The sequence below is a fragment of the Xanthomonas populi genome, assembly GCF_002940065.1.
GTDB classification, from domain to species: Bacteria; Pseudomonadota; Gammaproteobacteria; order Xanthomonadales; family Xanthomonadaceae; genus Xanthomonas; species Xanthomonas populi.
In genome coordinates, this window is record NZ_MDEJ01000297.1 from 1 (window position 1) to 836 (window position 836).

Consider the following 836-nt stretch of genomic DNA (forward strand, 5'->3'; position numbering starts at 1 on the left):
GACCTGCATGATCTTGTGCTTCATCCGCCAGGCGCGCTTGGAGTTGATCCCCAGATGACGCATCAGCTCCCGTGCGGCCATGTCGGTCTTGGTCGAGGCCAACAGGTGCAACGCCAGCATCCAGGTGCGCAGCGGCAGTTTGGTGCCTTCGAACATCGTGCCTGCAATCAGGCTGGTCTGATGCCGGCACGCGCTGCATTGGGAGTAGAGCGCAGCACCCCGCTTGAAACGCGACCGCGCCCGCCCGGCACAAACAGGGCAACGACAGCCTTGCGGCCAGCGCCACGTGTAGAGCGCGCGATAGCACGTGGCTTCGGTGCCGTAGGGCGCGAAGAACTCAGACATCGATCATCCCGCCTGGAACTGCACGGCATTGCTGCGCATCACGCCACCGCGTTGGCTTCAGGTGACAGCAGCATCCACAAAGCGCGGCGCAGATCCTGCGACTGCTGGCTGAAGGTCGGGGCTCATCAAGATGATTGCTGCGTCTAAAACGCTGCTTGAATTACTCCTGGGCATTGGGCCGTTTTTTATCATGCTGCTTATGTGGCAGGCCACCAAGGCATTCTTTGATCGGTGGTTTGGTGAAGTGATAACAACCATCCTGCAAATCGCTCTAGTAAGCGCCGTTCTTGCATTTGGCATGAAGATCTTCGTTGCGGTGGTCGGCGCAACAAACATAGACAGCGCGGATGCAAGCCCATTTTTTGACTGCGTGCGCCTGCTCATCATCATGGTGGTGATGCTGTGGCTTATAGGAGCCTCTAAGAACCCCAGCAATCTGCCATCATTGACTTGACGCCCTGCCAGCGGAGAACGACAGACATGATCAGCTT

General features: G+C 57.9%; 2 protein-coding genes. One reads left to right on the forward strand and one right to left on the reverse strand.

The window, feature by feature from the left end; all coding sequences use genetic code 11:
- On the reverse strand, positions 1 to 345 hold a 345-nt coding region (locus XpopCFBP1817_RS20940), incomplete at its 3' end, for a transposase (RefSeq protein ID WP_244171297.1).
- Between the two features lie 130 nt (positions 346 to 475).
- On the opposite strand from XpopCFBP1817_RS20940, the gene XpopCFBP1817_RS20945 reads away from it, so the two are divergent.
- Positions 476 to 799: a type IV secretion system protein gene (locus tag XpopCFBP1817_RS20945; RefSeq protein ID WP_244171298.1), complete on the forward strand. Its 324-nt coding sequence runs from the start codon at positions 476 to 478 to the stop codon at positions 797 to 799.
- The last annotated feature ends 37 nt before the right edge of the window (positions 800 to 836 follow it).

Coding starts and splice junctions, on each gene's coding strand:
- XpopCFBP1817_RS20945 (WP_244171298.1), top strand. CDS start 476: ATGATTGCTGCGTCTAAAACGCTGCTTGAATTACTCCTGGGCATTGGG.